Source organism: Nocardia sp. NPDC057440, from assembly GCF_042802915.1.
GTDB lineage: Bacteria > Actinomycetota > Actinomycetes > Mycobacteriales > Mycobacteriaceae > Nocardia.
In genome coordinates, this window is record NZ_JBHVDF010000009.1 from 197413 (window position 1) to 220942 (window position 23530).

Genomic DNA, 23530 nt, shown 5'->3' on the forward strand with positions numbered 1-23530 from the left:
GCATAAGTACGCGCGATCGGCCCGACCCGTGCGCGAAAAACATCGAAACCTTAGCAGTTTTCGGGCAGCTCGAGCCGCCCATTCTATAGCGAAAAGCTATGGTGGAGGGGGTGGTTCGGGCGGTTGCCGCCCGCCGCGCCGCGCCGAATCGGGCGGCGTCGACCTGGCCGGTCGCGCCCGAATATCTGGTAGCGCAATGGTTCCCGGACGCGGCTTCCGTCGCGGTGGCAGCGGCATCCGCGGTGCCGCCGCGCTCGGCGGCGTTGCGGCGGATCCGGTCGGCACAGCGTTCCCGGCCCGCCCCTGCTGCTCGGGTGAAACCTCGGTGCTGTGTCGTGCCGATGGGGTGGAGGATGCCAGGGATGGCGGTGTTACCACGGCCTGCGGCGAATTCTCGGTCCGCTGCGGTACCGAATGGTCGTTGGGCGCCGAATTATCTTGTGGAGCCCGGGTTTCGGATGGCATCGGCACAGGTCGGCGCGCGGCAGGAGACGCCGGGCGCGGTGATTCGGACTGCCGGTGCGCGGCGTATGCCGTTGTGGACTGCGGCAGTGTGAATTGCTGCGCGGTAGGAGACGCGGCGTGTGGTGGAACGACTTGTGGGTGCGCCGTATACGGCGTTGTGGCCTGCGGCGGTGTGGGGTGTGGTGGCGTGGATTGCTGTCGCGTGGCAGGAGATGCGGCGTGCGTCGCAGCGGCCTGCGGTTGTGCTGAGGATGCCCATGCAGGTTGTTGCGGAGCGTGGCCTGGTGCGGCGTGGTGCGGCGGCGGCGGGCCATACGGTGCGGCGTGGTGTGATCGCGGGCCGTGCTGGGGTAGGGGGTGTGGCGGCAGGTGGTTGGCCGGCGCGTGGTGTGGCGGCGTCGTACCGACGGGCGGCAGGCCGGGTGCGGGGTGTGCGGTGCGCGGCGATCCGTTCGGGTGGTGCGAGTGTTGCGGCCCGCTGGACGAGAGCGCCCATCGTGCCGCCGCCGCGAACTCCGAGCAGCTGCCGAACCGGTCTGCCGATCGTTTGGCCAGCGCCCGCGTGAGTACCCCGTCGAGTGCGGGTGGAATGCCCGGCCTGGTGTGGCACACGGACGGCACCGGTCCGTGGAGATGGCCGTTGATAACCGCGGCCGGGTTGCCGCCGGAGTACGGGCTGACACCGGTCAGCATCCAGAACAGGGTGCATGCGAGTGCGTATTGATCGGCCCGATCGTCCAGCGGCAGCCCGAGCAGTTGTTCGGGTGCGGCGTAGGCGAGGGTCGCGGTGATCGAGCCCGCCGAGCTCAGCGTGGTGTCGCTGTCGCGCACGCCCGCGATGCCGAAATCGGTGAGCAGCACCCGTTCGGGCTGTCCGATCGGCGCTTTGGCCAGCAGGATGTTGGCCGGTTTCACGTCACGGTGCAGCACGCCGTTGGCATGCGCGAAATCCAGGGCCATGGCGGTGTCGCCCACGATCTGCACCGCTCGGCCCGGCGCGAGCACGTTCACATCCGCGCAGGACGCGTCCGCCCCGGGCACGAACTGCATGGAGATCCACAGCTGCTCGTCTTCCGCGCCGCGGTCGTAGACGGTCACGATATTGGGATGGTCGAGCTGGGCGACCAGGTCGGCCTCGCGCTCGAAGCGGCCGCGGATTTCGGTGTCGCTGTAGAGCTCCGGATTCAGCAGCTTCAACGCGGTCAGCCGCGGCAGCCGCGGATGCTTGGCCAGATAGACGGTGCCCATGCCGCCGTGGCCGAGCACGCGCTGGATGGCATAGCCCGCGAAGACGTCGCCTTTGCGCAACACAGTTGAATTCACCCCCCTCATCGGGTCGAGCACCTGGATCCTACCGATGTATCTCTGTGCGCCGTCGCGATGCAACAGACTCGTTGTGCGGGCATTCGCCCATCGATTCGGCCTATGTATCGGTTGCTCCCGGCTTGTCGGTGCCAGTCGATAAAGTGGCCCCATGCGCATTGGAGCACACGTCCGGCTCGACAGCGATCCGATCGGTTTCGGTGAGAAACTCGGCGCCGATGTCATCCAGCTGTTCGTCGTCGATCCGCAGAGCTGGGACAAGCCGACCCCGCATCCACGGACCGAGGAGATCCTCGCGAGTCCGATCGACGTGGTCGTGCACTCGTCCTATCAAATCAATGTGGCGAGCCTGAACAACCGGCTGCGGATGCCGTCGCGCAACGCGGTGGCGCAGCAGGCGAAGGCCGCGGCGGATCTCGGCGCCTTCGGCCTTGTCGTGCATGGCGGCCACGTCCGATCCGACGCCGAGATCGACACCGGAATCGATAACTGGCGCAAGCTGTTCGAACGCCAGCAGGACAAGGGCGGCTTCGCGGTGCCCATTCTGATCGAGAACACCGCGGGCGGAAACCATGCCATGGCCAGGCATTTCGATTCGATCGCCCGGCTGTGGGACGCGGTCGGCGACTACGGCGCAGGCTTCTGCCTCGACACCTGCCACGCCTGGGCGGGTGGTGAGGAACTCGTCGGCGTCGTCGAACGGATCAAAGCGATTACCGGCCGAATCGACCTCGTGCATGTGAACTCTTCGCGCGACGAGTTCGATTCCGGCGCCGATCGGCACGCCAATTTCGCCGACGGCACCATCGACCCGCAGCTGCTCGCCGAGGTGTGCCGCACCGCCGACGCCCCGGTAATCCTCGAAACCCCCGCAGAAGGTGTCGCCGCCGACCTTGCCTACCTGCGTGAACATGTGAACTGACGCCGCACAAGCGCCTATTGCGCGCGCACTGCAATTGTGATCATGGCGACGGAAACCCTGGTTGGCGCGGCATTTCGAGTGATGTGCTCAACACCGCATCAATCAGTCTCGAACAGCGAAGGTGATCCCATGACGGTCGACTACGCCACTCCCGCTACCACCTCGGTGACCAAGCTCGGCGCCCACATCGGCGCTCAGGTCGACAATGTCCGGCTCGGCGGCGACCTGGACTCGGCGACGGTCGAGGTGATCCGGCGTGCGCTGCTCGAGCACAAGGTGATCTTCTTCCGCGGCCAGGACCACCTGGACGAGGACGGGCAGTACGCGTTCGCGGAGCTGCTCGGCAGCCCGACCACGCCGCACCCGACGGTCACCTCGCACGGCGTCAAGAGCCTGGCCATCGATTCCGAGCACGGCCGCGCCAACAGCTGGCACACCGACGTCACCTTCGTCGACCGGATCCCGAAGGCCTCGATCCTGCGCGCGGTGCACCTGCCGTCCTACGGCGGTTCGACCACCTGGGCCTCGACCGTCGCCGCATACAACTCGCTGCCCGAGCCGCTCAAGCGGTTGGCCGAGAACCTGCGCGCCGTGCACACCAACGTCTACGACTACGCCGCGCGCAACGTCGACAAGTCGACCTCCAATACCGAGGCCTACCGTGCCGAGTTCCAGTCGAGCTACTACGAGACCGAGCACCCGGTGGTGCGGGTGCACCCCGAGACCGGCGAGCGCGCCCTGCTGGTCGGCCACTTCGTGAAGCATTTCGTCGGCCTGTCCAGCACCGAGTCGCAGGCCCTCTTCCGCCTGTTCCAGGACCGGGTGACCCGGCTGGAAAACACCACCCGCTGGAACTGGGCCCCGGGCGACGTCGCCATCTGGGACAACCGCGCCACCCAGCACTACGCCATCGACGACTACGACGACCAGCCCCGCAAGCTGACCCGCATCACCCTGGCCGGCGACATCCCCGTCGGCGTCGACGGCACCGCGAGCACCATCCTCGCCGGCAACGCCGAGCACTACTCGACCATCGACGAGCCGATCCGCCTGGCTTCCTGACCGGCACAACCAGACTCACACCACCCGCTCGCCCGGGTGCCGAGCCGGTGTCGATCGTCGAGTGGCACATCGTTGAGGGGGCCGCTCGACGTTCGGCGCAGCAAGGTGCCGCTCGTGCGGCGGGTGGGCGGGTGGTGGAGATGGGGATAGGCCACACTGGTGGCCATGAGTACTGGGCCGTTGGACGGGGTGCGCGTCCTCGAACTCGGCAATTACATCGCCGCGCCGACCGCCGGGCGCATCCTCGGCGACTTCGGCGCCGAGGTCATCAAGGTGGAGCGGCCGAAGGTCGGGGACGAGTTGCGCAACTGGCGGCTCTACGGCGGCGACACCTCGATGCTGTATCGCACCGTCAATCGCAACAAGAAGTCGATCACCCTTGATCTACGCACCGAGGCGGGGCGTGGCATCGTGCTCGATCTGATCCGCCGGTGCGATGTGCTGCTGGAGAATTTCCGGCCGGGCATGCTCGAGAAGTGGGGTCTCGGGCCCGAGGTGTTGAACGAGGTCAATCCTGATCTGGTGATCACCCGGATCTCCGCATACGGGCAGACCGGGCCGATGGCGTCGCGGCCAGGCTTCGCCGCCGTCGCCGAGGCCGTCGGTGGCCTGCGCGAACTCGTCGGCGACCCGGATCGGCCGCCGGTGCGTACCGGCGTCTCCATCGGTGATTCCATCGCGGGGATCTACGCGGCGTTCGGCACGGTGATGGCGCTTTTCCAGCGCACGCAGCGGGCCGAGTCGATGCCGCTGGGGGAGCGCATCATCGATGTCGCCCTCAACGAGGCGATCCTGTCGGTGATGGAATCGCTGGTACCGGACTACCTCGCCTACGGCATCAACCGGGAACGCGTCGGCGGCCGGATGGAAGGCATCGCACCGAGCAACGCCTACCCGTGCCGCGACGGCGTCAGCATCATTATCGGCGGCAACGGCGACGCCATCTTCCAGCGCTATATGGCCGTGATCGGCCGCCAGGACCTGGCCGCCGACCCTGACCTGCAGGACAACGCGGGCCGCTGGCGCAACCGTGAGCGGCTGGACGCCTCGATCGCCGAGTGGACGCTCACGCATACCCGTGAAGAGGCGCTGAAGCTGCTCGAGGCGGCCGCCATTCCGTGCGGCCCTATCTACACCGCCGCCGATATCGTCGCCGACGAACAGTACAAAGCGCGCAATATGATCCAGCCCTTCCCCGTAGATGTCGGCGCCGCGCAACCGAAAACGGTCGGCTTCACCGGCATCGTCCCGGTGATCGGCGAGCAGTCGCTGCCCATCCGCAATGTCGGCCCCGATCTCGGTGCGCATACCCGCGAGGTGTTGTCGGAACTGCTCGGCATGAGCGACGCCGACATCGATGCGCTGGAGGGGTCATGACCGCCGCACGTCCCGGGTGCGATCCCGTGATGGAAGCCTGGATCGCCGCGCAGGTGCCGCGCGTACAGCCGGCGGATTCGGACGCCGACGTCCGGTTGACGCGCGCTTGCGAGCGCGCCGACCACGCGCGTGCGTGTCTGGAAAGTGAGGCAGAAATGAGACATGGTCACCCGGCGCACGTGCTGCGCGGGAACTCCCGTAAGACACGGGAGGGCGTTGTGAGGGACAATCGCGCAGTGCTTGTACTGGAGGCCTCATGACTCGTCGGGTGTATGGCCGCAGGCGGCCACCAGGGCGTTCGGCATTTGAGCTGCGCGCACCGACACCGCGCCGACCCACCGTGCATCCCAACCCGGCGGTGGGGAACGGGAAGCCGTGCGGTGGCGTGATGTGCGTGCCGCAGGAAGTGCGCGAGAAGAAATGACGGTGCTGACCGAGTCGGTGCTGCGCGACGTGACGCTGCGCGACGGGCTTCAGCTCACCGGCAAGGTGCTGCCCGTGGAGCGCAAGGCCGACATCGTCCGTCGCCTGCTCGGGCTCGGTGTGCCCGCGCTGGAGATCGGCTCCATGGCCCGCCCGGATCTGGTGCCGCCGATGGCCAACACCATGGACCTCATCGCCGTGCTGACTCCCGAAGAGCTGCGACGCTGCTGGGTCTGGGTGGCCACGCCCCGGCACGTCGAAAAAGCGGCGGCCGCCGGCGTGCGCAACTTCCAATACTGCTTCTCCGCCTCGGACGCGCACAACAAGGCCAATATCGGCCGCAGCACCGAGGACAGCGTCGCGGCCATGCCCGACGCGGTCCGCCTCGCCCACGACGCGGGCGGCGAAATCCAACTCTGCCTGGCCACCAGCTTCACCTGCCCCTTCGACGGCCCGGTAGATCCCGAACGGGTCCTCGCCATCGCCAACGACCCGCGTACCGAAGGCGCCACCGACATCGTCATCGCCGACACCCTCGGCCAAGCCGACCCGGCTCAGGTAACCGCCCTCATCTCCGCGATCCGTCACCGCACCCCGCCTCGACGCATCGTCTTCCACGGCCACGACACCTGGGGTATGGGCATCGCCAACACCCTCGCCGCCGTCGCAGCGGGCGCCACCATGGTCGACGGCTCTCTCGGGGGCCTCGGCGGCTGCCCCTTCGCCCCCGGCGCCAGCGGCAACACCTCCACCGAAGACATCCTCTTCGCCACCCGCCCCACCTGGTTCACCCCCACCACCCTGGCCGCCCTGGTCGAACTCTCCCAAGATCTGCTGACAGACCTCGGCGAACCCAACCGCTCCCGCACCGCCGAGGGAGCTCGCTCGAAGGCCGAAGCCTTCGAATGGGTGATCTGAGCAGCGTTCCGCCAACGGCACGCCAGATGCCGTACCCGGCTTTGCTCTTCCGCAGCCCGCGTAAAGCGGTTTTCGCTCTGGCGATACAGCCTGACAGCTGAGCGTCAGGCTAGCGCCCGCCCATGCCGGGCAGCCCGGCGAAGAGCAGCTCGAATACCGGCGGGCTGTTCGGGTGCGGGGTGGTCGACGGTATGAATGGGCGGCCTTCGCCGGTGTCGGTGACGATGTAGTCGGAGTGACTGCCGGGCACCCGGTCATCTACACCGTGGCAATGCGGGCCGCCGGTGGCATTCACTTTCGGCAGGTCGTCTGGGTATTTGTACGGCTCGGCCGCGAACATGAAGCTCGAGTTGAAATATGCGCCAGGGTATCTGCCGCCGAAGATCTCCTCGACGAGACGCAGCAGATCGGGGTCCAGATCCAAACGCAGCCGCACGCGGTCCCCGGCTCGGGCGATCGCCGCCACCCGGCCGATCTCCACGCCGCGAAACTTCACCCTGGCATCGGGGTCGAGTACCAGTCCCGCGCGCGGCGCGTCGACGGTTACCGATGCGGTCGAGATGTACCTGCCCGAATACATCGACAGCACACCGGCAATGACGGCGGCCATCGCGACAACCAGGGCAGCACCGGCAATTTTCAAGCGCAAAGGCCGCCAGATGCTTCGGGCGATTACCCATCGCGGCCCATCGGTCTGTTGCTTCGAACGCATTACTCACCTGCCTGGAGACGGGTGCGTCGTTGCCCCGCTCGCGGTGCCGGATTGCTTGCCCGGCCTTACGTGTCGTAGTACTGTCCAGACACGTGTCCATCGTAGGTCTGGGCAGCTATCCCGGGAGGACTTTCCAATGACCCTGGTCACACCGCGGCGGGTTTCCGGAGGCGAGCACGAACACGGCCACCTCGATGAGTTCCGGGTCGATCCACTGGCTTTGATGCGCCGAGTCCGGGCCGAATGCGGCGATGTCGGGTCGTTCGACCTGGCTGGACGGCGCGTCATCATGCTCTCGGGCGCGCAGGCCAACGAGTTCTTCTTCCGCGCCGGCGACGAGGATCTGGATCAGGGCGCCGCCTACCCCTTCATGAAGCCGATCTTCGGCGCGGGCGTTGTCTTCGACGCCAGCCCCGAGCGGCGCAAGGAGATGCTGCACAACCAGGCGCTACGCGGTGAGCAGATGCGCGGGCACGCCGCGACGATCGAGCGCGAGGTGGAGCGGATGCTCGCGCGCTGGGACGACGCGGGCGAGATCGACCTGCTCGATTTCTTTGCCGAACTGACCATCTACACGTCTTCGGCCTGCCTGATCGGGACCAGATTCCGTGACGAACTCGACGACCGCTTCGCGCGGCTCTACCACGATCTCGAGCGCGGCACCGACGCGCTGGCCTACGTGGACCCCTACGCGCCGATCGAAAGCTTCCGCCGCCGCGACGAGGCGCGTCGCGAACTCGTCGAGCTGGTGCAGGGCATCATGGTCGGCCGCGTCGCGAACCCGCCTGCGCGCAAAGCGGATCGCGACATGCTCGACATCCTGATCACCATCACCGACGAGCACGGCCATCCGCGCTTCAGCGCCAGCGAGATCACCGGCATGTTCATCTCGATGATGTTCGCGGGCCACCACACCACCTCCGGCACCGCGGCCTGGACGGTGATCGAACTACTCCGGCATCCTGACCTGCTGACCAGGGTTGTCGACGAGCTCGGCGAACTGTACGCCGACGGTTCCGACGTCAGTTTCGCCGCGCTGCGCCGGATTCCACAGCTCGAGGCCGTGCTGAAGGAGACACTGCGACTGCATCCGCCGCTGATCATCCTGATGCGCGTCGCCAAGGGCGACTTCGAGGTCTGCGGGCATCGGATCTCGGAAGGCGACCTGGTCGCCGCCACTCCCGCCATCTCCAACCGGATCCCCGAGGATTTCCCGAACCCCGAGAACTTCGACCCGGACCGCTATATCGACACCCAACAGGAAGACATCGTCAACCGATGGACATGGATCCCGTTCGGCGCGGGCAGGCATCGCTGTGTCGGCGCGGCGTTCGCGCTCATGCAGCTGAAGGCCATTTTCTCGATCCTGCTGCGCGACTGGGAGTTCGAAATGGCCCAGCCTTCCGACAGTTACCGCAACGATCACAGCAAGATGGTGGTGCAGTTACAGCAGCCGTGCACCGTCCGCTACCGCAGGCGTCGAACGCCCTAGACAGCACGCACCTCGCGCCGATGTGAGCAGGAACATTCTGCGCCGCACCGGGATACAGATCGCTTGTACTGTGAAACCCATGATCACGCTCAAGAAAGAAGATGGCGCCGCGGACCTCAACGGCATCACCAAACTGACGGTCGGGGTGAGCTGGGATCCGTCGGCGGGCACGAGTGGCGGCGCGATGGGGCTGCTGCGCCGCAAGCGCGGGGTGGACCTGGATCTGATCGCCATTCTCATGCAAGGCTCCGAGCCGGTGCGTTTCGCCGGCCTGGACTCGCTGGACCCGATGGGCAACGGCGCGGTCCAGCACACCGGTGACGAGCAGACCGGCGCCGCCTCCGGTGACGACGAATCGGTGCACGTCACCTTCGCCGATGTGCCCGGCGGTATCGACGCCATCGTGTTCGTGGCCGCTGCCTTCAAGAAGGGCAGCTCGTTCGAGAAGGCCAACAACATTTCGTTCAAGGTGTACGACGCGACCGGCGGCAGCGCCGAACAGGTCGCCGACATCTGGCCGTCGCTGCTGGGCAACGACAACGCCAATGCGGTCGCACGGGCCTTCCGTTCCGGGGCGGGCTGGCAGCTGGAAGTCCTCAACCGCAAGGGCCAGATCAAGCAGGGTGACAAGCAGGCCCTGCTGCGCTTCGCCATGGCATAGACACAACGAAGCCGGAATCGAGCGGTGCGTCACCCTCGATTCCGGCTCGGCCGAAAAGGCGTTTACAGAGCGGCTTCGATGGCATTGATGACGGCCGCGGAGTCCGGTTCGGTCCGTGGCCGGAACCGGCCGACCACCTTGCCGTCCCGATCGATGAGGAACTTCTCGAAGTTCCACTGGATGTCACCGCCGGTGCCGTCCGCGTCCGCGGTTTCGACCAGCTCGCTGTAGAGCGGGTGCCGGTCCTCGCCGTTGACGTCGGTCTTCTCCAGCAGCGGGAAATCCACACCGTAGGTGGTGGAGCAGAATTCCTGGATCTCCTCGGCCGTGCCGGGTTCCTGCCCCATGAACTGGTTGCTCGGCACCCCGATCACGGTGAATCCGCGCGGTCCGTAGGTCTTCTGCAGCTCGACCAGCCCGGAATACTGCGGCGTCAGCCCGCACTTCGAAGCCACGTTGACCAGCAGCACAGCGTGGTCCCCGGCGAGCTCGCCCAGGGTCGTCGCGTCGCCGGACAGCGTGCGCAATGGAATATTTCGAAGGCTCACTCGTATCGCACCTGCCACTTCTTGATTCCGTTGATCCACCCCGAGCGCAACCGTACCGGATCCGACACCTGCGTGATCTTGGGCATCACCTCGGCGATGGCGTTGAACATCAGGTCGATCTCCAGGCGCGCCAGGTTCGCGCCGACGCAGTAGTGCGCGCCGGTGCCGCCGAACCCCACGTGCGGGTTGGGGTTGCGCAGCACATCGAAGGTGAAGGGGTCCTCGAAGGCGTCTTCGTCGAAGTTCGCCGAGCTGTAGAAGATCCCCAGGCGCTGTCCCTTCTTGATCTGGCGGCCCCCGAGCACGGTGTCCTTCATCGCGGTGCGCTGGAAGGCCGTGACGGGGGTGGCCCAGCGGACGATCTCGTCGGGCGCGGTCCGTGGGCGCTGCTGCTGGTAGATCTCCCATTGCTCGGGGTTGTCCACGAATGCCTTCATCCCATGGGTGATGGCATTGCGGGTGGTCTCGTTGCCCGCCACCGCTAGCAGGATCACGAAGAACCCGAACTCGTCGGAGCCGAGGTGCTCGCCGTCGACGTCGGCATTGACCAGTTGGCTGACGATGTCGTCGGCCGGGCAGCCGCGGCGCTGCTCGGCCATGTTCCAGGCGTAACCGAGCAGTTCGGCCGAGGCCATGGTGGAGGCCGAGGTGGTGTCGCCGTACTGCGGGTCGTCGTAGTTGAGGGTCTGATTGGTCCAGTCGAAGAGCTTGCGCCGATCGGCCTCCGGGACGCCGAGCAGTTCCGCGATCGCCTGTAGCGGCAGTTCGACGGCAACCTGCTGGACGAAGTCACCGCCGCCGGATTTCTTGGCCGCGTGCACGATGGCGGCGGCGCGTTCGGTCAACGCCGCCCGCAGGCCCTCCACCGCACGCGGGGTGAATCCTTTCGACACGATCCGCCGAATCTTGGTGTGCTTTGGCGGATCCATATTCACCAGCAGCGCACCGGTCACCGCCATCTGCTCCGGGGTGGTGTCGTTGGGCAGCCGGATGATGGAGCCCTTCTCCTGGGAGGAGAACAGTTCCGGATTCCGCGAGATCTCTTTGACGTCGTCGAGTTTGCTGACCACCCAATACCCGCCGTCGCGGAAGCCGCCCGAGGTGTCGTCGGATTGCGCGTTCCACCACACCGGCGCGGTGCGGCGCAGCCATGCGAATTCGTCGACCGGCCTTCGGTTTTCCCACAGCGCGGGGTCGGTGAAATCGAAGTGTGCCGGCAATGCCGTCATGGTTGCCTCCTCGGGGTGGAACGAGATGCGCTCAGCGCAGCCGGGTCCGGCGCATGAGCCGCAGGGTCGTCAGGGTGATCCTCAGTTGCTTCTCGTAGGGCATGCCCGCCCGGGCGTTGAGCACCTGACGCTTCTGGACGCCGACGTTCACGGTGTCGGTGTACTTGAGCAGGCCTTGATCGCCGTGCCGGGTGCCGACGCCGGACTGCTTCACGCCGCCCGACGGTGTGGCTTTGGCGGCATAGGTGGCCACGAAGCCGTCGTTGATATTGATGTTTCCGGCCTCGAGCTGATCGGCAATGCGGTGGGCGTGGGCCAGGTTTCGGCTCCACACGCTCGCGTTCAGGCCGTAGCTGGTGTCGTTGGCGAGCCTGATCGCCTCCTGCTCGTCGCTGAACCGGTACACGCTGACCACCGGGCCGAAGGTCTCCATGGTCGCGTGCGTCATCTCGGGTGTGACGTCGGTCAGCACGGTCGGCGCGTAGAAGGCGGGCCCGATGTCCGGGCGCGCTCTGCCGCCGGTCAGCACCGTGGCGCCCTTCGCGCGGGCGTCCTCCACATGGGCCGCGACGCGTTCCATGTGCTGGACCGACACCAGCGAGCCGAATTCCGGTGTGTAGTCGTAGGCCGCGCCGATCTTCGAACCCAGTTCTTCCGCCGCCGTGACCAATCGGCGCAAGAATTCGTCGTAGTGGCGATCGTGCACGTAGATCCGCTCGATGTGCATACATGCCTGGCCGGAGTTCGCGAACACCGCGAATGCCGCGCCGGGAACGACGTCGTCGAGATTCGCGTCGTCGAGCACGATCATCGGGTTCTTGCCGCCCAGTTCCAAGCTGCAGCCGATCAGGTTGCGGCCGGCGCCTTCGCCGACGATCCGGCCGGTCGCGGTGGAGCCGGTGAACATCACGAAGTCGGCGTTGTCGATCAGTGTCGGGCCCACCTCGGGGCCTTCGCCGCAGACGACCTGGAACAGTCCGCGCGGCAGCCCGGCGCGATAGAGCAGCTCCACGCCGAACAGCGCGCACAGTGCGGTCTTGTTGTCCGGTTTGAGGACGACGCCGTTGCCCGCCATCAACGCGGGCATCGCGTCCGAGAGCGCGATCGCGAACGGGAAATTCCATGGCGCGATGACCGCGACGACGCCTTTGGGACGGTGTTGTTCAGTGGAGCCGGTCAGCAGTGGCATCGGGCCGCCGCGGCGGACCGGTCGCAGCACCCGCTTTGCGGTCTTGAGGTAATGGCTGATGACCATCGGCACGTCGCAGGATTCCTCGACGGCCATGCGGCGGGTCTTGCCGCAGCCGATCTGGATGAGGTCGGCGATGGTTTCGTGCTCGGCAAGCAGCAGTTCGTGCGCGCGCTCGAAAACGCGCAGTCTGCGCCGCAGCGGCCAGGCCGCCCATTCTTTCTGTGCGGCGCGGGCGGTCGCGTAGGCGGCGGCGACGTCCGCGGGCGTCGACTGCGGTAGTTCGCCGACCACCGATCCGGTGTAGACCTCGATCATCGGGTACGGCGCCGCGGCATCGTCGGCGGCGGCGTCGGCCGCGACCATCCCGGTCAGCCTGCCGATCACCGCCTCGGTGATCCGGGCAGGCAGGGTGCTCGCCGACTCTGTGGTCGTTTCGGTTGTGCTCATCGCATTCTCCCAAGGACAACGGCGGGTACGTCCGAATTAGAACACGTTCTCGTTGTCGCGACCAGGCTGGTCGCCCAGAAGAGCCACATCAATGACCCGCCTGGTAATCGGGCGCGCGATCCGCCGAGTACTCCTTCGCCCAGCGGTAGTCGGGTTTCCCGCTCGGCACGCGCGCGATCATCGGTGACCACCATCCGGGCGCCGTCGACGGTCTTGAACAACCTGGCGGTCTTCTCCTCGTCCTTGTAGTAGCCGATCGGCACCGCCCCGGCCTTGGCCAGCCACCCCGCCGCGCCCGGTTCGACCGGCCGACCGGCATCGTCGACCACGACCGCGCCTCTGCCGCCGAGCACGCGCCACATGTCTTCCTGTCGCCACATGACGCCCTTGGGCGTCCAGGTCGTGCCGTCGGTGTACATCGTGCGCGTCAGAGCACGGTGAGCGGCAGCGGTATGCCGCGGTCGGTGAAGGTGAAGGATGCGCCGGTGCTGTATCGGGTGAGCGTCACCTCGGTCGCCTCACGGAATGGTTGTGGGGCAAGCGCCATTTCAACGGTCCAGCCGTGCGCGTCGGTGGCCACGACGCGGGTGACGAAGCGCGGGTTCACGCCCCTGGCCATGGCGTCCAATGGCGCGAGATGGTCGGGGTCGATCATCGCGGGCCACGCGCGGTCGGCTACCGCGTCGCTCCGGTGCGGAATACGCAGCAGCACGGCGTCGCTGGTCTGGGTGATCTCGACGCCGGTGTAGGGCAGCGGGTTCCAGGCCGGATGCAGCCGCAGCACCTCGGCGAGGGCGGCGGGATCAGCACCGAGCCCGAGCGCGGCACGGATGCGTTCGGAGCTGATGCCCGCGATGCCGGTGAAGTGCTTGCGGCCGAGCCTCATCGCGCCACCGCCTTCGGATGGGCCACCGGCAGCATTACCGCCACCCGTAACCGCGGCAACGCCGCAGGCACCACCGGAGGCGGTGTCAGCAGCCGAAGCCGAAGCGGCGTCGGCACCGAGCCTGGAGCGCACCGCGATCATGAATCCCAGGGTCAGCAGGTGGTGTTGCAGACACACCTCGTCGGCGATGCGCACCAACGCCGATTTCGAGAAATCGGCGAAACGGAGATCGCTGAGCAGCGGACCGCGATAGTCCGCCCGGCCCTCGTCGTCGGTGTCGATCGCGCCGAGTTCGATACCGGCCGCCGCTGAGGCCGCCACCAGCTCCGCATTGCGCGGCGCAGGTGGCGCGGCATTGGCGGGGTCGATGGTGACGGTCCACGCGCACATGGGATGCCGGTCGGCGGGCCTGCGCGGTGGGCGGTGAATCGGCCGAATCCGCGCGTGCGCGTTGGTCGCCAGCGCCGTCGCGTCGAAGGTCGGATCCTCGATGGTGTGGCACATCGCCACCACGAAATCCTCGCCCATCGGCTCGACATCCATCAGCGCACCGCAATGATCCAGCCAGAATTCCCCGTGGTCGCGGTCCTCGACGCGGAATCGGAAGTCCATGAACTGCGGCGGCGCGCCGATATCGAGTTGCAGCCCTTTGAAGATGGTCGCGACATCGTCACCGACGAAGCCGAGCGCCCGCTGCATGCGACGGGTGTAGACGGGGCTGGCGAGCTGCCATTCCTCGATGGCGATCGCCGTCATGCCGTCGCGGCCGAATGCCGCGATGGCGTGCGGCAGACCGGATCTGTCGATCAGTTGGCCGCACAGCAGCAATTCCGGCAGCAGTGCGGCCAGCGCTGCCCTCGACAGGTGGTCGAAGCCGCTGTGCGACATGGCCGTCACCACAGGGGAACCGGCGCTTCGCCGACTTTGTACCAGCCGGGTAGCGGTTTTGCGGACATCGATCGCTGGATCCGCTTCTGCATACCGGGCAACAGCGCATTGCCCGAGATCATCTCCAAGAACAACTGTGAGACATTGCCGAGGTCGAAAAAGTCACGCTGCCAAGACCATTGGTAGTCGCCGCCGTAGCGGAACCAGCTGCCGCCGATGCCCTCCGGGCTGAAGTTGCGCCCATCGGGCCGCTTGGCATCGGCCACCTGCTTCCAGAAGCCGATGACGCTGCCGCTGCGCTCGTCGATCACGAACTCCTGATACGGATAGGACCAGCCTTCCAGCCCGTCCATTTCCTGGCCGAGGGCCAGCGCCCGGATCTCCTCGCGTCCGACCGCCATGAATTCCTGGGTGGGGCCGTAGTTCCAGCCGTAGGTGGCGTCCTCGGTGTACATCTCGGCGAGCGGCTTCCAATCGCCTTTTTCCTCGCAGCGCTGGTTCTCCAGCACCCAGCGCCGGACCATCTCGTCGAGCTCGCCGCGTTCGAAACCTGGCATTACGGTGTTCCTTTCGTGCCTGCTGCGGGCTGGTCCGCAATGATCGACAGTGCCTGTGTCGGGCAGTAGCGGACGGCGCGCTCGACATCTGCGACCGCGTCCGCGCCGGGTGTCGGATCGGTGATTTCCACCTTGCCGCGCTTGGGCACGGTGAAGGTGTCCGGTGCCTCGTCCTGGCAGACGGCGTGCCCTTGGCACAGGTCGAGATCGGCGATGATCCTCAATGCTCGCTCCGGTCTTGCTCGTTCGAGGCGCTGTCCTGGATCGGCCGCAGGGGCGCTTCGGGCTGGACTTCGACGAGCGCCAGGTGTGCGCCACGTGGTGTGGAGACCACCGCAACTACCGCGGCGGCCAGGTCGGCGGCGCGCAGCATGTACCCGTGCCGGGCGAATCCCCAGGTTTTCCAGGCCTCCAGCATCGGCCCGATCACCTCGGGGGTGGAGTTCATGCCCATGCCGGTCAAGGTCGGGCCGGGCCGGACGAGGCAGGCGCGGATTCCGCTGCCCTCCAGTTCCATCCGCAGCTGCCCGACCATGGCTTCGAGTCCGGCTTTCGCCGCACTGTAGGCGCCTGTGTGCGGGCGTGGCTCGACCGCGCAATCGGAGCTGATCACGACGATATCGCCGCGGCGCCGGGCGATCATGCCGGGCAGCACCCGATGCGCAAGCCCGTGTGCGCCGCCGAGGTGTACCTGCACCTGCTGAAGAAACCGGTCCGGCGCCATGTCGTGCACCGGGCCGAATTCGATGTCACCCGCACCGGAGACCAGGATTTCGGTGGGGCCGAGCGCCGCCTCGGCCGCGGTCACGAAGGCATCGATCGAGGTGGGATCGGTGACATCCAGCCGGTGTGCGAAGGCCTCGCCTCCGCTGTCGCGGATCTTCTGCGCCAGCGCCTCGCAGTGGTCGGTGCGGCGCGCACCGAGCGCGACGGGGTGCCCGAGTTCGGCGAGCGCGACCGCGGTGGCGGCGCCGATCCCGGAGGACGCACCGGCGACCAGGGCGGGCCTTCGCACGGGATGGGGTTCGAAACGTGGCACTATCTCGCCTCCACGACGATGGGAAGGTGGGCGAACCCGCGCACGTTCGTCGAGTGCACCCGCGCGATGCCGGAATCGGCGACGTCATAGGACCGGACCCGCGAAGCGAATTCGCGCAGTGCGACTCCCGCTTCCAACCGGGCCAGGTGCGCGCCGAGGCAGAAATGGACGCCTGCGCCGAAGCTGGCGAGTCCGGCCTTGTCGGCGCGGCCGATGCGATAGCTGTCGCCGTCGGTGAACACCTCGCGATCGCGATTCGCGGAGCCGATCAGCAGCAGCACTTTGGCGCCCGCCGGGATAGTGCGGCCGTGCTGGTCGATATCGACGGCGGCACTGCGCGCGACCATCTGACTGGAAGTGTCATAGCGCAGTGTCTCTTCGACCCAGTCGGTGACCAGTTCCGGCTCCGCGACGACCCGCGCGTATTCCGCCGGGTACTTCGCGCCCCAGTACAGTGCGTTCCCGAGCAGTTTGGTCGTGGTCTCGTTGCCCGCGACGACCATCAGGAACATGAACCCGATGATCTCCTCATCCGACAGTGTGTCGCCGTCGATTTCGGCATCCAGGAGCGCCGAGATGAGGTCGGCGCCGGGGGAGCGCCTGCGCGCGGCGACCATGTCGCTGTAATAGCCGATGAGCCGGATCGAGGCCCGCACGGCGGGCATCGGTACGTCCAGCACACCGTCCTCCCGGTGCACGACCAGATCCGCCAGTCTGCGGATCTCGGCGCGATCGGGTTCGGGCACACCCATCAGCTCGGAAATCACGTCCATCGGCAGCTTGCCCGCGACCTCGTCGATCCAATCGAAAGTTCCTGTAGCCAGGGCGGGTTCGAGGTAGGACAGTGTCAGTTCCTTGATGCGGCCGGTCATTTCGGCGACCCGCTTCGGCGTGAAGCCCTTGTAGACGAGCCTGCGCATCCGCATGTGCCGTGGGTCGTCCATCGCCAGGAACGACATCACCCGGTGTGCGTGCGGTCCCCAAGCGGCGGGATCGAGCGACACTCCGTTGGCGCTCGACAACCGGGCGCTGTCGCGGAACGCGCCGGTCACATCGGCATGTCGAGACAGTGCCCAGAAGTCGAGTTCGGCGTTGTAGTACAGCGGCGCTTCGGTGCGCAGCCGCTGATAGGTGGGGTAGGGGTCCTCATGGAATCGGTAGTCGTATGGATCGAACGTCAACGGTTCCCATGAAGCCGCCGTCATCGCGCCGTCCCGAAATTCGATAACGAGTTCTCGTCGATGAAGGATGCCGCTTCACCGTTGAGAGACACATAGCTGGACATGTGTCTGGACGGTACCATCGAGGCCTGTTCCCGACAACGATTCTGCGGGATTTGCCAGTGGTCGTCGGTGTGGATCCCGGATGTATTCGGATGGCCGCCGAGGCCGGGAATCGCTGCGCGAAGGGCGGCATATCTGAAACATGTTCTTGCATCACCTCGGGCGCCGAGACTATATTCCGTACACGTGTCCAGACAGGATCGGAGCCTTTGATGAGCAGCCTCCTGCCCAATGCCGAATCCCGCCTGCTCATCGGCGGCAAACTGGTGGCAGGCGCCGAGGGCGTATTCGACACCGTGAACCCCGCGACCGAGGAAGTCCTCGGCCAGGCCGCTGACGCGGGCGGCGGCGATATGGACGCGGCCGTCGCCGCCGCACGCACCGCGTTCGACGACACCGATTGGTCACGCAATCACGTCTTCCGTGCCCGCTGCCTCGAACAGCTGCGCACGGCGTTGCAGGCTCACGCCGACGAACTGCGGGAGATCACCGTCGCCGAGGCGGGCGCGCCGAGGATGCTGACCAGAGGTCCGCAGTTGGAGGGCCCGGTCGCCGACCTGGGCTACTCCGCGTCGCTCGCCGAAACATACAGCTGGGAAACGGATCTCGGCGTCGCGGAGCCGATGGGCATCAAGACCCGCCGGGTGCTGCGCAGAGAGGCGGTCGGCGTGGTCGGCGCGATCACCCCGTGGAACTTTCCGCACCAGATCAATTTCGCGAAACTCGGACCGGCGCTCGCGGCCGGAAACACGCTGGTGCTCAAGCCCGCTCCCGACACGCCATGGTGCGCGGCGGCCGTCGGTGCGGTGATCGCCGAGCACACCGATATCCCACCGGGCGTCGTCAATATCGTCACCTCCGCCGACCACGCGATCGGCGCGCGACTGACCACCGATCCTCGGGTCGACATGATCAGCTTCACCGGCTCGACACAGACCGGGAAAGCGGTGATGGCAGGGGCGGCGACCACGCTGAAGAAGACCTTCCTCGAGCTCGGCGGCAAGTCGGCGTTCATCGTGCTCGACGACGCGAATATCGCTGCTGCCGTCGGCGTCGCGGCCTTCTCGGTGTGCGTGCACGCCGGACAGGGCTGTGCCATCACCACCCGCCTGCTGGTCCCACGTGCGGCGTATGACGACGCGGTGCAGATCGCGGCGGCGACATTGGGCGGGATCGTGCCCGGTGATCCGGCGGATCCGCGCACGGTCTGCGGCCCGCTGATCTCACAGCGGCAGCGGGCCCGCGTCGAGCGCTATCTGGAGATCGCCGTCGCCGAGGGCGGCCGCATTGTCACCGGCGGCGGGCGGCCCGCGAATCGTGAGCGCGGCTTCTACATCGAGCCGACCCTGATCGCGGACATCGCGAACACCGCGACGGTCGCCCGCGAGGAGATCTTCGGTCCGGTGCTGGTGGTGATTCCCTACGACGGCGACGACGACGCGATCCGGATCGCCAACGATTCCCCGTACGGGCTGTCGGGTTCGGTCTGGGGGAGTGACCAGGACCGGATTCGGCGTGTCACCGACGGGGTTCGGACCGGGACGCTGAGCGTGAACGGCGGCATCTGGTACGCCGCGGACGCCCCGTTCGGCGGGTACAAGCAGTCCGGCATCGGCCGGGAGATGGGCATCGCCGGCTTCGAGGAATACCTGGAAACCAAGCTGATCGCCTACCAAGCCTGACTAGAGGAGCTGACGTCATGGCCCGTTTCGCGGGAAGATCCGTCATCGTCACCGGTGCCGCACAGGGGATCGGCGCGGTGTATGCGCGGGCGCTGGCCGCCGAGGGCGCCGAAGTCGTTGTCGCCGACCGTAATGTGGCAGGCGGAAAGGCGGTCGCGGAGCAGATCGTCGCCGACGGCGGTACCGCGGTGTTCGGCGAGGTCGATGTGTCCGAACCCGAATCCGCCACGGCGCTGGCCGAATTCACCGTCGGCGAGTTCGGCGGCATCAACCACTTGGTCAACAATGCGGCCATCTACGGCGAGATGAAGCTGAATCTGCTGCTGACGGTGCCGTGGGATTACTACAAGAAGTTCATGGGCGTGAACATGGACGGCGCGCTGAACATGACCCGCGCGGTGTGGAAGCCCATGATGGCCGCCGGTGGCGGCTCGATCGTCAACCAATCATCCACGGCCGCATGGACATACTCCAGCTTCTACGGCCTCGCGAAGGTCGGCGTCAATGGTCTGACCCAGCAGCTGGCCTTCGAGCTCGGCGGCTCCAAGATTCGGATCAACGCCATCGCGCCCGGACCGATCGACACCGAGGCCACCAAGGCGGTGACACCGGAGGCGATCGTCACCGACATGGTGAACCGGTTGCCGCTCAAACGGATGGGGACACCCGAGGACCTGGTCGGCGCCTGCCTCTACCTGCTCTCGGACGAGGCGAGCTGGGTGACCGGCCAGATCTTCAATGTCGACGGCGGACAAGTGTTCCGGTCATGAGCACGGGTGCGGGTGCGCAGCGATCCGGGCAAGCGGCCAACGGGTCCGCCGCCGAATTCCGGGTCGGCTTCATCGGTCTCGGCAATATGGGCGCGCCGATGGCGAAGCGGCTGCTGGAGTGGTCCGGCGGGCTCACGGTGTGTGACACGCGGCCGGAGGCGGTCGAGCCGTTCCTCGAGTCGGGAGCGCGGGCGGCAGGCAGCGCGGCACAGGTCGCGCAGCAAGCCGCCGTCATCTCGGTGACGGTGCTGAACGACGAGCAGGTCCGGGCTGTCGTCGCGGGGCCGGCGGGCATCCTGCACACCGCCGTGCCGGGAACCGTGGTCGCCGTGCACTCCACGATCAGCGATCGGACCGCGGTCGAGCTGGCGAGCCAGTGCGCTGAGCGCGGCGTCGAGCTGGTGGACGCACCGGTGAGTGGCGGTGCGCCCGGTGCGCAACGCGGCAGGCTCGCCGTCATGGTCGGCGGCAGCGACACGGCATTCCAGCGGGTTCGTGGCCCCTTCGGCTGTTTCGCCGATCTCGTCGTGCACGCGGGCCCGGTGGGTGCGGGCACCCGAATGAAATTGGCCCGCAACCTACTCCACTTCGTCGCCTTCACCGCCGCCACCGAGGCACAGCGTCTCGCCGAGGCCGCAGAGCTGGACATCACCACACTCGGCAAGGTCGTGCGCCATTCGGATGCCGTCACCGGCGGCCCCGGCGCGATCATGCTGCGCGACCGCACCGCGGCGATCGAGCCGGGCGATTTCTGGCTGCCGATCCTCGGCCACGTCCGCGATCTCGGCGAAAAAGACCTCACCCTCGCCCTCGAATTGGGCGCCCGGCTCGGCGTCGAACTGCCGCTGGCCGAACTGGCCCTCGACCGACTGGGACCAGGACTCGGCGTCGGCGCTGCCGCATCAGAAAAGGAATCCCGATGAGCGATCAACCGTCGAACGGCGCGGCGGCGGAGTCCGTCCGCGCGCGTGGGCTGGCCAAGATGGCCGAGGTCTACGGTACGGAGTTCCAGGACTATCCCGGCGCGCACTTCGCCGTCACCGCCGATCACCTCTTCGCCGATATCTGGTCGCGCCCTGCGCTCACCGTCCGCGACCGCCGATTGATCCTGCTCGGCGCGCTGACCGCCCAGGGCGCGATCGACACCGCGGGCATCCAGATCGGCGCGGCGCTGCGCCTTGCGGAGCTCACCGAGGAACAGTTGCACGAGATCGCACTGTTCCTCTGCCATTACGTCGGCTGGCCCAACGGCACCAAGCTCGATCTGCTGGTGGGGACCATCGTCGGCCAGCAGAAGAAGGCCGCGCGTCAACAGCGGGCGGATGCCGCGGGGCAGTCTGACGCGGCGGACGGGCGATCCGATGCGGCGGCGGAGTAGGGCGATCGAGTTGCCGAGTTCGACCCGCCGGGCGCCCCGAAGCGGCACAGTAGTCGACAGCACAGGACCGTCGGAGCGCCTGCCGCGCGAGCGAGCGGGACAGCTCGGCAACGCACCGCGGTCCGACCGAGCAGAACAGTAAAGGAACACAGAACATGTCTGATGCCGCGACAATTCGGCCACTGCGTGCCAGTGCGATCTCCGGGTGGGACAAGGAGGCCGACGTCGTCGTCGCCGGGTACGGCATTGCGGGGGTGTGCGCGGCGATCGAGTCCGCGCGGGCCGGGGCCGATGTGCTGATCCTGGAACGCACCGGTGGCTGGGGCGGCGCGGCCGCCATGGCGGGCGGGTTCATCTACCTCGGCGGCGGCACCCCGCTGCAGCAGGCACTCGGTTTCGAGGACACGCCGGAGAACATGGAGGCGTTCCTGCTCGCCGCACTCGGCCCCGGCGTCGACAAGGCCAAGATCGCCGACTACTGCCAGGGCAGCGTCGAGCACTACAACTGGCTGGTCTCGTGTGGCGTCCCGTTCCGCGAGGCGTTCTGGGGTCAGCCGGGCTGGGAGCCGCCGCACGACGAGGGGCTGATGTATTCGGGCGGCGAGAATGCCGCGCCCTTCAACGAGATCGCGAAACCCGCACCGCGCGGACATGTTCCGCAGATGGCGGATAAGCGCATCGGGCAGAAGAGCGGCGGCTACATGCTGATGAAGCCGCTCGCCGAGACCGCCGACGGCCTCGGGGTCCACGTCGAATACGACACCAGGATCCGGCGTTTGATCGTCGACGACACCGACCGCGTCGTCGGCGTGCTCGCCACCCAGTTCGGCAAACAGATCGCCATCCGGGCCGAGCGCGGTGTCGTCCTCGCGACCGGCAGTTTCGCCTACCACCAGCAGATGATCGAGGGCTATGCGCCGCGGCTGATCGGCAGGCCCGCCGCCGCGATCGAGGAGCACGACGGCATCGGCATCCGCCTCGCCCAGGCCCTCGGCGCCGAGCTGGCGCACATGGACGCCACCGAGGTCGCGTTCTTCGGCGACCCGCAGATGATGGCGCGCGGCATCCTGGTCAACGGCCGCGGCCAGCGCTACATCCCCGAGGACACCTACCCGGGACGGATCGGGCAGGCCACGCTCATCCAGCAGGACAATCAGGCGTATCTGATCATCGACGAGGAATCGCTCGAGGCGGCGCTGGCCACCGAGACCTCCACTCCCTTCTTCCGGCAGCCACCGACCTGGGCCGCCGAGACGGTCGCCGAGCTCGAGGCGGACATGGGTCTGCCGACGCTGACGCTTCAAGGCACGGTCGCCGCGTACAACCTGCACGCCGCCGACGGCAACGATCCGTTGCTCGGCAAGAAACCCGAGTGGGTGCGCCCGATCGGCGCTCCGCTCGCGGCGTTCGACATGCGCGGTTTCACCGCGGGCTTCACCCTCGGCGGTGTGCGCACCGACCTCGACTCCCGGGTGCTGCACGTGTCGGGTGAGCCGATCGCCGGATTGTTCGCCGCGGGACGCTGCACCTCGGGTCTCTGCGCGGGCGGATACGTCAGTGGCGCGTCCCTCGGCGACGGCAGCTTCTATGGCCGCCGCGCCGGACTCGCCGCCGCCAAGTAGGATCTAGACACATGTCCGAAGGCGAGTCCATCATCCTCGAGGCGACCCGGCGCCGCCTCACCGAGAAGCAGGCCGACACCGTCGACAAGCTCACCAGAGCGGCGGTGGAAGTCCTTGCCCGCGAGGGTTTCGCGGGGATGACAATCCGCATGGTCGCCGCGGCGGCCGGCGTCGGCACCGCCACGGCATATACCTATTTCTCCTCCAAGGAACACCTCGTCGCCGAGATCTTCTGGCGGCGTTTGGTTTCCAGCTCCGCGCCGGTCAGCGCGGACCCGGACCCCACGGTCCGGGTCCTCGCGGAGCTGCGCAATATCGCACTGCTCGTCGCCGACGAACAGGAACTGTCCGGGGCGGTCACCAGCGCGCTGTTGGGCCGTGACCCCGACGTCGCGCATCTGCGTGCTCGCATCGGCGCCGAAATCCGCAAACGCCTGCTGCGCGCCCTCGGTCCCGACGCCGACCCCGACGTCGTCGAATCCTTGGAACTTCTCTACGCGGGCGCACTCGTCCGCGCGGGGATGGGCTATGCCTCCTACTCCGAAATAGCCGACCGCCTGGAGAAGTCGGCGTTGCTCATCCTCGAATAGCGAGACATCCGGCGTACTCGATCGGGTGCCCGTGCTGGTTCGATCGCCCATGCCGTGCTCGCTC

Annotated in this window: 23 protein-coding genes; 12 read left to right on the plus strand and 11 right to left on the minus strand. The window is 67.2% G+C overall.

Going from position 1 to position 23530, the window contains the following annotated elements:
* Window positions 1-96: 96 nt before the first annotated feature.
* Complete coding sequence (locus tag ACFU4Z_RS20435; RefSeq protein WP_379065178.1) at window positions 97-1788, minus strand: protein kinase; 1692 nt, start codon at window positions 1786-1788, stop codon at window positions 97-99.
* A gap of 151 nt (window positions 1789-1939) precedes the next feature.
* Between ACFU4Z_RS20435 and ACFU4Z_RS20440 the strand changes: the two genes are divergently transcribed.
* From ACFU4Z_RS20440 to ACFU4Z_RS20455, 4 genes are all read left to right on the plus strand, one after another.
* Window positions 1940-2710 (plus strand): deoxyribonuclease IV, encoded by a 771-nt coding sequence (locus tag ACFU4Z_RS20440; RefSeq protein WP_379065180.1) that lies wholly within the window; start codon window positions 1940-1942, stop codon window positions 2708-2710.
* 129 nt (window positions 2711-2839) lie between these two features.
* Window positions 2840-3772: a TauD/TfdA dioxygenase family protein gene (locus ACFU4Z_RS20445; protein ID WP_379065182.1), complete on the plus strand. Its 933-nt coding sequence runs from the start codon at window positions 2840-2842 to the stop codon at window positions 3770-3772.
* A gap of 165 nt (window positions 3773-3937) precedes the next feature.
* Window positions 3938-5149: a CaiB/BaiF CoA transferase family protein gene (locus ACFU4Z_RS20450; RefSeq protein ID WP_379065184.1), complete on the plus strand. Its 1212-nt coding sequence runs from the start codon at window positions 3938-3940 to the stop codon at window positions 5147-5149.
* A gap of 420 nt (window positions 5150-5569) precedes the next feature.
* Window positions 5570-6490, plus strand: coding sequence for a hydroxymethylglutaryl-CoA lyase (locus ACFU4Z_RS20455; protein WP_379065187.1), 921 nt, complete (start codon window positions 5570-5572; stop codon window positions 6488-6490).
* Window positions 6491-6599: 109 nt separating this feature from the next.
* On the opposite strand, the gene ACFU4Z_RS20460 is transcribed toward ACFU4Z_RS20455, so the two are convergent.
* Window positions 6600-7202, minus strand: coding sequence for an MlaD family protein (locus ACFU4Z_RS20460; RefSeq protein WP_379065189.1), 603 nt, complete (start codon window positions 7200-7202; stop codon window positions 6600-6602).
* Between the two features lie 136 nt (window positions 7203-7338).
* Between ACFU4Z_RS20460 and ACFU4Z_RS20465 the strand changes: the two genes are divergently transcribed.
* The gene (locus ACFU4Z_RS20465; RefSeq protein ID WP_379065191.1) at window positions 7339-8694 is read left to right on the plus strand and encodes a cytochrome P450; all 1356 of its coding nucleotides are present in this window, start codon (window positions 7339-7341) and stop codon (window positions 8692-8694) included.
* 79 nt (window positions 8695-8773) lie between these two features.
* The gene (locus tag ACFU4Z_RS20470) at window positions 8774-9355 is read left to right on the plus strand and encodes a TerD family protein (protein ID WP_379065193.1); all 582 of its coding nucleotides are present in this window, start codon (window positions 8774-8776) and stop codon (window positions 9353-9355) included.
* 62 nt (window positions 9356-9417) lie between these two features.
* Here the strand turns inward: ACFU4Z_RS20470 and ACFU4Z_RS20475 are convergent, their stop codons facing one another.
* From ACFU4Z_RS20475 to ACFU4Z_RS20515, 9 genes are read right to left on the minus strand one after another with little or no spacing between them, the layout of a single operon-like run.
* Window positions 9418-9903 carry a glutathione peroxidase gene (locus ACFU4Z_RS20475; RefSeq protein WP_379065195.1) on the minus strand — a complete coding sequence of 162 codons (486 nt, stop codon included), beginning with the start codon at window positions 9901-9903 and terminating at the stop codon, window positions 9418-9420.
* On the minus strand, window positions 9900-11132 hold the full coding sequence (locus ACFU4Z_RS20480) for a cytochrome P450 (protein ID WP_379065198.1): 1233 nt from the start codon (window positions 11130-11132) through the stop codon (window positions 9900-9902). The genes ACFU4Z_RS20475 and ACFU4Z_RS20480 overlap by 4 nt, the downstream gene beginning before the upstream one ends.
* Before the next feature lie 31 nt (window positions 11133-11163).
* A complete protein-coding gene (locus ACFU4Z_RS20485; protein ID WP_379065199.1) occupies window positions 11164-12771 on the minus strand; it encodes a succinic semialdehyde dehydrogenase in 1608 nt (535 codons plus the stop codon).
* A complete protein-coding gene (locus tag ACFU4Z_RS20490) occupies window positions 12768-13190 on the minus strand; it encodes a hypothetical protein (protein WP_379065201.1) in 423 nt (140 codons plus the stop codon). The genes ACFU4Z_RS20485 and ACFU4Z_RS20490 overlap by 4 nt, the downstream gene beginning before the upstream one ends.
* Before the next feature lie 8 nt (window positions 13191-13198).
* Window positions 13199-14545, minus strand: a complete 1347-nt coding sequence (locus tag ACFU4Z_RS20495) for a hypothetical protein (protein WP_379065203.1) — start codon at window positions 14543-14545, stop codon at window positions 13199-13201.
* 5 nt (window positions 14546-14550) lie between these two features.
* A complete protein-coding gene (locus ACFU4Z_RS20500) occupies window positions 14551-15102 on the minus strand; it encodes a nuclear transport factor 2 family protein (RefSeq protein ID WP_379065204.1) in 552 nt (183 codons plus the stop codon).
* A complete protein-coding gene (locus ACFU4Z_RS20505; protein ID WP_379065206.1) occupies window positions 15102-15326 on the minus strand; it encodes a ferredoxin in 225 nt (74 codons plus the stop codon). Before ACFU4Z_RS20505 ends, ACFU4Z_RS20500 begins: the two co-directional genes overlap by 1 nt.
* A complete protein-coding gene (locus ACFU4Z_RS20510; RefSeq protein WP_379065208.1) occupies window positions 15323-16141 on the minus strand; it encodes an SDR family oxidoreductase in 819 nt (272 codons plus the stop codon). The genes ACFU4Z_RS20505 and ACFU4Z_RS20510 overlap by 4 nt, the downstream gene beginning before the upstream one ends.
* Entirely contained in the window at window positions 16141-17346 is a 1206-nt protein-coding gene (locus tag ACFU4Z_RS20515) for a cytochrome P450 (RefSeq protein WP_379065210.1), read from the minus strand. Before ACFU4Z_RS20515 ends, ACFU4Z_RS20510 begins: the two co-directional genes overlap by 1 nt.
* Before the next feature lie 290 nt (window positions 17347-17636).
* Here ACFU4Z_RS20515 and ACFU4Z_RS20520 point away from each other — a divergent pair, with 290 nt between their 5' ends.
* From ACFU4Z_RS20520 to ACFU4Z_RS20545, 6 genes are all read left to right on the plus strand, one after another.
* Window positions 17637-19106 carry an aldehyde dehydrogenase gene (locus ACFU4Z_RS20520; protein ID WP_379065212.1) on the plus strand — a complete coding sequence of 490 codons (1470 nt, stop codon included), beginning with the start codon at window positions 17637-17639 and terminating at the stop codon, window positions 19104-19106.
* A gap of 17 nt (window positions 19107-19123) precedes the next feature.
* Window positions 19124-19876, plus strand: coding sequence for an SDR family oxidoreductase (locus ACFU4Z_RS20525; RefSeq protein WP_379065215.1), 753 nt, complete (start codon window positions 19124-19126; stop codon window positions 19874-19876).
* Window positions 19873-20799 carry an NAD(P)-dependent oxidoreductase gene (locus ACFU4Z_RS20530; RefSeq protein ID WP_379065218.1) on the plus strand — a complete coding sequence of 309 codons (927 nt, stop codon included), beginning with the start codon at window positions 19873-19875 and terminating at the stop codon, window positions 20797-20799. Before ACFU4Z_RS20525 ends, ACFU4Z_RS20530 begins: the two co-directional genes overlap by 4 nt.
* On the plus strand, window positions 20796-21254 hold the full coding sequence (locus tag ACFU4Z_RS20535) for a carboxymuconolactone decarboxylase family protein (RefSeq protein ID WP_379065220.1): 459 nt from the start codon (window positions 20796-20798) through the stop codon (window positions 21252-21254). Before ACFU4Z_RS20530 ends, ACFU4Z_RS20535 begins: the two co-directional genes overlap by 4 nt.
* A gap of 155 nt (window positions 21255-21409) precedes the next feature.
* The gene (locus ACFU4Z_RS20540; protein ID WP_379065222.1) at window positions 21410-22876 is read left to right on the plus strand and encodes an FAD-dependent oxidoreductase; all 1467 of its coding nucleotides are present in this window, start codon (window positions 21410-21412) and stop codon (window positions 22874-22876) included.
* A gap of 11 nt (window positions 22877-22887) precedes the next feature.
* Complete coding sequence (locus tag ACFU4Z_RS20545; protein ID WP_379065224.1) at window positions 22888-23466, plus strand: TetR/AcrR family transcriptional regulator; 579 nt, start codon at window positions 22888-22890, stop codon at window positions 23464-23466.
* The last annotated feature ends 64 nt before the right edge of the window (window positions 23467-23530 follow it).

What these genes read in the sequence shown, in the direction of transcription:
- ACFU4Z_RS20440 (WP_379065180.1), top strand. Translation starts at nt 1,940, where the DNA reads ATGCGCATTGGAGCACACGTCCGGCTCGACAGCGATCCGATCGGTTTC.
- ACFU4Z_RS20480 (WP_379065198.1), bottom strand. Translation starts at nt 11,132, where the DNA reads ATGACGGCATTGCCGGCACACTTCGATTTCACCGACCCCGCGCTGTGG.
- ACFU4Z_RS20445 (WP_379065182.1), top strand. Translation starts at nt 2,840, where the DNA reads ATGACGGTCGACTACGCCACTCCCGCTACCACCTCGGTGACCAAGCTC.
- ACFU4Z_RS20545 (WP_379065224.1), top strand. Translation starts at nt 22,888, where the DNA reads ATGTCCGAAGGCGAGTCCATCATCCTCGAGGCGACCCGGCGCCGCCTC.
- ACFU4Z_RS20470 (WP_379065193.1), top strand. Translation starts at nt 8,774, where the DNA reads ATGATCACGCTCAAGAAAGAAGATGGCGCCGCGGACCTCAACGGCATC.
- ACFU4Z_RS20540 (WP_379065222.1), top strand. Translation starts at nt 21,410, where the DNA reads ATGTCTGATGCCGCGACAATTCGGCCACTGCGTGCCAGTGCGATCTCC.
- ACFU4Z_RS20465 (WP_379065191.1), top strand. Translation starts at nt 7,339, where the DNA reads ATGACCCTGGTCACACCGCGGCGGGTTTCCGGAGGCGAGCACGAACAC.
- ACFU4Z_RS20520 (WP_379065212.1), top strand. Translation starts at nt 17,637, where the DNA reads ATGAGCAGCCTCCTGCCCAATGCCGAATCCCGCCTGCTCATCGGCGGC.
- ACFU4Z_RS20495 (WP_379065203.1), bottom strand. Translation starts at nt 14,545, where the DNA reads ATGTCGCACAGCGGCTTCGACCACCTGTCGAGGGCAGCGCTGGCCGCA.
- ACFU4Z_RS20530 (WP_379065218.1), top strand. Translation starts at nt 19,873, where the DNA reads ATGAGCACGGGTGCGGGTGCGCAGCGATCCGGGCAAGCGGCCAACGGG.
- ACFU4Z_RS20460 (WP_379065189.1), bottom strand. Translation starts at nt 7,202, where the DNA reads ATGCGTTCGAAGCAACAGACCGATGGGCCGCGATGGGTAATCGCCCGA.
- ACFU4Z_RS20490 (WP_379065201.1), bottom strand. Translation starts at nt 13,190, where the DNA reads ATGTACACCGACGGCACGACCTGGACGCCCAAGGGCGTCATGTGGCGA.
- ACFU4Z_RS20485 (WP_379065199.1), bottom strand. Translation starts at nt 12,771, where the DNA reads ATGAGCACAACCGAAACGACCACAGAGTCGGCGAGCACCCTGCCTGCC.
- ACFU4Z_RS20500 (WP_379065204.1), bottom strand. Translation starts at nt 15,102, where the DNA reads ATGCCAGGTTTCGAACGCGGCGAGCTCGACGAGATGGTCCGGCGCTGG.
- ACFU4Z_RS20525 (WP_379065215.1), top strand. Translation starts at nt 19,124, where the DNA reads ATGGCCCGTTTCGCGGGAAGATCCGTCATCGTCACCGGTGCCGCACAG.
- ACFU4Z_RS20450 (WP_379065184.1), top strand. Translation starts at nt 3,938, where the DNA reads ATGAGTACTGGGCCGTTGGACGGGGTGCGCGTCCTCGAACTCGGCAAT.
- ACFU4Z_RS20515 (WP_379065210.1), bottom strand. Translation starts at nt 17,346, where the DNA reads ATGACGGCGGCTTCATGGGAACCGTTGACGTTCGATCCATACGACTAC.
- ACFU4Z_RS20535 (WP_379065220.1), top strand. Translation starts at nt 20,796, where the DNA reads ATGAGCGATCAACCGTCGAACGGCGCGGCGGCGGAGTCCGTCCGCGCG.
- ACFU4Z_RS20455 (WP_379065187.1), top strand. Translation starts at nt 5,570, where the DNA reads ATGACGGTGCTGACCGAGTCGGTGCTGCGCGACGTGACGCTGCGCGAC.